The following is a 5,699-nucleotide window of genomic DNA, read 5'->3' as shown; positions in this document are numbered from 1 at the left end:
CACTGCACGGTCACGGACTTCGGGAGGGAACTGCTTGGGCATAGTCACTATCTTTCTCACAGAAGATAGCGGCATCAAACCCGGGACGGTTCATACCCCGAGCCGGGCACATCGGCTACGGAATTCGCCCGTCAGCGCGCAGGCGTGGCCTGGCTACGTGGGCAGTAGGTCAAATAGTCGAAAAAGCGCATATGATCGGCATGAATCAAGTCATGGCCGTCTGTGCGTCCAACAACACCGCATCAATATAAACGATTGAGCACCAGGGCGGCGTTCTGGATCAAACAGCACAAGAGAGCGCCGTCAGGCGCTATTGGATCCAGACCCGATCACCGCACGGGTCGGCTCACCCGGGCCCTTGAGCGTCGCTGTGATGGATCCCTCAGCGCACCCCAGGATGATCTGCTCCAACAGCGGTCGGGACCTGCGTAGAGCTTGTCGTTCGTTCCCAGTTCGTGCGCCGAGCCTGGCTTTCATGTGAGACAAACGTTCCGCACTTAATGCAGACGACGCGCGCGTCGACCTTTAATATTGATCAAGAACCTGTACCCGTTGATGAGATAGCCTCAGCCGCAGTTGCTGGTTCGGCGCAGGAGACCACCCAAGTGATCTCGTCGGTTTCCACTTCGACGCAAGGCCCTCCTACAAGAAGGCCGCGACGTTTCTTCCCAAGAACTCGGTATCCGAAACCCTCGGCTAGGGATGTGTCACTACTGGCGGCTGCGGATCGGATCGTATTTCGATCGAGGGAAACCGTACGTAGCGGACGCAATCGTAAAACAACTTTGTCGGCGTCAACGGTGATCTCGGTACGAAGCATACGAACGGCAATCAACGCGAGCCCAAGAAGGGCGACGATCCCCAACGCCGCGATCAGTGACCAGCCTGTGAGCGTGAAGACAGCCGTGAGGAACACGAGCAATGCGGCGGACCCAACGACGCCCGTCAAGACCCGAGCTAGACCCCCTTGCACCTTCACGGACGAAACAAGACTCATTGCGAATCAAACCCCCAGAGCGATCGACAGAAGTGGCACCTGACCTAATCCACGGTCTCATGGATGCAAGGTCCACCAGATGAACCCGGCGCCGGAGGGCAGGCACGATTAGGGGCCGAGCTCCTGCGGCCGGCACGTCCACGTCCACGTCCTCAAGGTTATCGACGAATACACCCGGATCGCCTTGGACCGAAGGCACCCACCTAGCTATCGCATAGCCATTGGGCTGCTGCACAAGGAGCCAACCACTAGATTGGGTGTCTGATAACCGATCCATCAGAGCGGCGCGCCTGCCCACGGGCGGGGGCGGCTACTCGGCGGCGTCCACCTCCTCAGCAAGGCCGGCGGCCCCCGACCCGTCTGAATAAAACGACGTCCTTCGAAGAGCGGCAATGACCTGCAGGACAGCGGCCCGGTGCAGGGCTTCCGGCCGGCAGAGGATGTCAACGCGCCTCGCCAGCGGCAGATCATGGATTGGTTTGAGCACGATTCCGCTGCCAGGCGGTGGAGCCGCGGTGTGGCGGGGCATCAATGCGATGGCGGGGCCGGCGGAGACGATCGCCGCCGCGGTGAAGAATTCGTTGATCCGGTGCGTGATGTTGAGGGGTTGGCCGGCGTGAACGGCAATTGCCTGCAGAGCATGCATGAGCGGAAATCCACCGTGGACGGACACCCATTCTTCATCGATGAGGTCGGTGATGCTGACGCTCGGCGCGTTGGCGAGGCGGTGCCGGTCTGACATGGCGACGTCCAGCGGTTCGCGCACCAGTGGCAGGACCGTGGTTGTTTCGGGCCAGGGCGTACTGTGCTCAAGGCGGTGTGCGATGACCAGATCGTAGTCGGCAGTCAGGGCAGGGAAATCTTCCTGTCCCACATCCTGGTCATAGCAGATCAGCCGCGGACTCCCATCACCGGATAGGTCTTGAAGCAGGCGGCCGAAGTACGTCAGGCCCGCGCTGTTGAACGCGCAGAGACTCACTGCTGCCCGGGGATCTTGGAGGTATTGGCTGACGGCCTGCTCGGCCGAGCGCATCGCGACGCTGACATCGACGGCAGCTCGGGCCAAGGCCTGGCCTGCACTGGTCAGGACAAGGGTCCGTCCCCGTCGCTCAGTCAGAGGAACCTCCGCCCGACGCTGCAGCGCCGTGAGCTGCTGCGACACAGCTGACGCAGAGACATGGAGCGCGCGGGCGACGGCGGCAAGGCTGCCTCGTTCGCCCAGCTCCCGGAGTAGCCGCAACTGATGGAGATCCATAAGGCCAATCTAAACTATAACTTCACCAAGTGCCCTCTCGTCTTATTGGTCAAGTGCCATAAGACTAGTGGAATGCCCACTCCATCCCTGAGTCCTCTGCCGCTGATCCGGACTCAACGACGAAACCCGTTCACCTCTCTTCTTGCTGCGCGCAGGGTGGACATCTTGCTGCTCCTGGTCGCCGTCGTATGGGGCAGCAGCTATCTTGCAGCCAAAACCCTGACCGAGACGGTTGGGGTTACAGTCATCCTCTCCCTGCGTTTCCTGATCACCACGCTGGCGCTGGCCCTGATGTGGTTGGTCTGGAACCGCCGCAGGGCCGGGCGCCGCGAAACCATAGTCGGCGTCGTCCTGGGCTTCACGCAGGCGGCGGTACTCATCCTCGAGACCCAGGGGATCGCCGGCGCCAGCGCCACGAACGCCGGGCTGATTATCAGTCTCGTCATTGTGTTCACCCCCTTCACCGAAAGCGTTGCGTTCCACGTACCGCTGCCGCGCATGGTGTTCATCGCGGGGGTAGTCGCGGTGGTGGGCGTGTGCCTTCTGGTTTCCGGCGACGGATTCGCCACGCCGACTCTTGGGGACCTGCTCGTGCTGGCCGCAGCGGCCGTACGATCCATCCACGTCACCGCCGTCTCCGCGCTCACGCGGGGCCGCGGTTACAGCGCGTTGACTTTGACCCTGACCCAAAGCGCTATCTGCGCCGTCGCCTATACCCTCGCCGTTTACCAGGGCGTGATCCAGGCCGTGCACAGCTTCGATGCCGGCGAATGGATGGGCGTGCTCTACCTTGGGCTGGCGTGCAGCGTGTTCGCTTTCCTCGTCCAGACCTGGGCCATTCAACAGACCTCAGCATCCCGGGCCAGCCTCCTCATGGGAACCGAACCCATCTGGGCCGTCCTCATCGGAATCAGCATTGGCCGGGAAACGCTCATGCCCCTGGGCATCGTAGGTGCCGCGCTCATCATCACCGGCACCTATCTGGGACTACGGTCCGAAACACGCCACCGGGCAACGACGACGCCGGGGCACCGCCGTCGGGAAGCCGCGCACCTCAACGGACCGAGGGTAGCCAGCTCCCGCCGTACCTGACCCCACCTGCCGGGCTGATGCCGGCGTCGCGGTTTCCTAACTGATCCTTTACTGGGCATTGGCAACTCCCTGGAAAGCCAGCGGCACGGAAGGATTTTTTCGTGCCGACAATCCCCCTATTTGTCTCCCTGTCTGCTCCCGGTAAGGATTGAGGCCATCCATGTATGCTCGCCACAAATCTACCGCCACTCTGAAGAGGATAAATATGACGATCAGGTTGGATTGGCCCGGGCTGGCCAATGCCAGAGATCTTGGTGGAATCCCACTGGAGGGCGGCGGTCATACAGCTGCAGGGGCTTTTGCGCGTTCGGACCATCCCATGATGCTCACGCTGACAGGGTGGGAGCAGCTGGCCTCTTACGGTATCCGCACTATCGTTTCTCTGGAGACGGGAGGACTGGACGAAGAAGCCGCCTTACGGGCAAACCGCCCTGTTGAAGTCCCGGAGGGCATATCCGCGGAGCTGCTTCGCTTACCGGTTGAAAACGCATCCGACGACGACTTCATGCAACGGTGGGCACGTACAGGCCTATGGGCCACACCCCTGTATTTCAAAGACGCTCTGGAACGCTGGCCCGATCTGCACGGTTCCGCTCTGAATGCACTTGCTGACGCAGATCGGCCAGTTCTTTTGCACTGCGCTCGTGGCCACGACCGCACCGGCATCATGTCGTTGCTTCTGCTCACCCTCGCCGGCGCGACAGCAGAAGGGATTACAGACGACTATCTTCTCAGCGCCCGCAATCTTCAAGCACGCGAACCCGGTGCCGCGGACAAACTGGATGCTGCCCTACAAGGAGCCGGTACAACGGCATTTGAAAGCATCCAGGCTGCGATGGCTGTGGTCACCGATGACTGGCTGCGTGCAGCTGGCGTCAAGGAGGACGTACCAGCGATCCTCAAGTCGTCCTTGCTCGGAGTTGAGACGCAGGCCCATTAGTAGAAGGGACCGGTACTTACCGTTCCATGGAGTGGCTCCTTTCCGACAACAGAGGGAGTGGAACCCGCGCCATCGCCTGCACCGCTGGGGCGAGCATTGGCCGACTAGCATTGTCAGCCGATCGCTCTGCGGGACGGTGTTCAACCAATGGAATTGCTCCCGGAACCTCCCGCCATTGATTGCCTACTCCCTGGGTGACCAGACCCAGGGAGTAGAGGTGGTGATCTGGCGCCCCGCCGGGGACACTGACTTAGAGCAGCGGTTAGCAGCGGTATCGGCAAATAATTGATTTTCTGCAACTGGTACAGAGATGCCGGTCAGCAGTTGATTTCGTGCAAAGCCGGCCAGACTGGATCGCCGTTGCTGTGAAGGATGAGCGAACCGCCGTCGGAGTACCACATAAGCTCATAATTTCCGCTGCTAAACGGCTTATACCCGTCATCAGCTGTCCAGGAACTGACCTCCCGGCCGACGCCGGCGGCGCCGACGACGTAAACCGTACCCCTGCCGGCCAACAGGAACGAGACTTCGCGCACTGCCACGCGGCAACCATCGCTGTTGGCCGGTGACAGGACGTAGTACTTGGCGCTGGAAAGATCATCCAGGGCGCCCAGGCCACTGAATGCAACCGAGACAACGGCCAGCAGAGTCACGAACCAGGGCCTGCGCCGGGTCCGGGCTGTAGAGGTGATGGATCGCTGCCTGAACGCATCCACCTTCAGCAACGCCACAGGGACCAAGAATAGAACACCGCCGATGGCCCACCCGGGGATGGCCTGCTGAACGAGAACGAACAAAAATCCGGTCCAGCCCAAGACACTGCATAGTGGGGCGAGCACCAGCAGAATAACTGAGGCCCGGAAGAGTCTGGAGGAAGGCTCCGACCCGGCGTTCTCTGTTCCTGAGGCCCTGGCCGCAGCGGCATCATCTGGTTCCACGATCCTCCTTCATCATTGTTGGCAGATTCTCGGCTCAAGTGTGACAGAGGCGCCAGGCACCGACAGTCAATTTTGGCCAGCTTAAGAGGAACTGACGGATAGCTAGCGCACGTTCGACGAGCGGACGAGACGAGTTGGCCACAAAGCGCTGCAAAGCTGCGCCATTTACCGCTGCGTTTGACAATTTTTTCGTGTCTGGTTGCGACGGGAGTGGCAGCTCCACATGGGTCGCTGTCAGCGATCGCTGGTCGTACCTTCTTACCCACAGTCGGAGGGAGCCTCCTGAGCGGCCTGAATAGACTGCACTTCACAGCCTCAACCAACTAAGGAGACGTCATCAGTAGCAACGAACCGAGCCCTATCCAGCGGTGGCAGATCTTTATGTGGCCTTGACCCCGGATGGTGGACAGGGGCTAAGCGGCGAGGTCGATCCCTGCGCCCTGTGATGAGTATTCCAGCTCAAAGTCCACGGGGCTG

At 60.9% G+C, this 5,699-nt stretch carries 5 protein-coding genes; 3 read left to right on the top strand and 2 right to left on the bottom strand.

Features of this window, described 5'->3' with window-relative positions; translation table 11 throughout:
* Window positions 1-65: 65 nt before the first annotated feature.
* Window positions 66-251 carry a GNAT family N-acetyltransferase gene (locus tag ABIB35_RS18625; RefSeq protein WP_354183229.1) on the top strand — a complete coding sequence of 62 codons (186 nt, stop codon included), beginning with the start codon at window positions 66-68 and terminating at the stop codon, window positions 249-251.
* Between the two features lie 1,056 nt (window positions 252-1,307).
* Here ABIB35_RS18625 and ABIB35_RS18620 read toward each other — a convergent pair.
* A complete protein-coding gene (locus ABIB35_RS18620) occupies window positions 1,308-2,252 on the bottom strand; it encodes a LysR family transcriptional regulator (RefSeq protein ID WP_354183228.1) in 945 nt (314 codons plus the stop codon).
* A gap of 72 nt (window positions 2,253-2,324) precedes the next feature.
* Here ABIB35_RS18620 and ABIB35_RS18615 point away from each other — a divergent pair, with 72 nt between their 5' ends.
* Window positions 2,325-3,344 carry a DMT family transporter gene (locus ABIB35_RS18615; RefSeq protein ID WP_354183227.1) on the top strand — a complete coding sequence of 340 codons (1,020 nt, stop codon included), beginning with the start codon at window positions 2,325-2,327 and terminating at the stop codon, window positions 3,342-3,344.
* A gap of 205 nt (window positions 3,345-3,549) precedes the next feature.
* Window positions 3,550-4,284: a tyrosine-protein phosphatase gene (locus tag ABIB35_RS18610; RefSeq protein ID WP_354183226.1), complete on the top strand. Its 735-nt coding sequence runs from the start codon at window positions 3,550-3,552 to the stop codon at window positions 4,282-4,284.
* A 317-nt stretch (window positions 4,285-4,601) separates the two neighbouring features.
* Here ABIB35_RS18610 and ABIB35_RS18605 read toward each other — a convergent pair whose 3' ends face one another.
* A complete protein-coding gene (locus ABIB35_RS18605; protein ID WP_354183225.1) occupies window positions 4,602-5,015 on the bottom strand; it encodes a hypothetical protein in 414 nt (137 codons plus the stop codon).
* Window positions 5,016-5,699: the final 684 nt, after the last annotated feature.

This window comes from Arthrobacter sp. UYP6 (assembly GCF_040547315.1).
In the GTDB taxonomy this organism is placed as follows: Bacteria; Actinomycetota; Actinomycetes; order Actinomycetales; family Micrococcaceae; genus Arthrobacter_B.
This window is presented reverse-complemented; position numbering and strand designations above follow the sequence as displayed.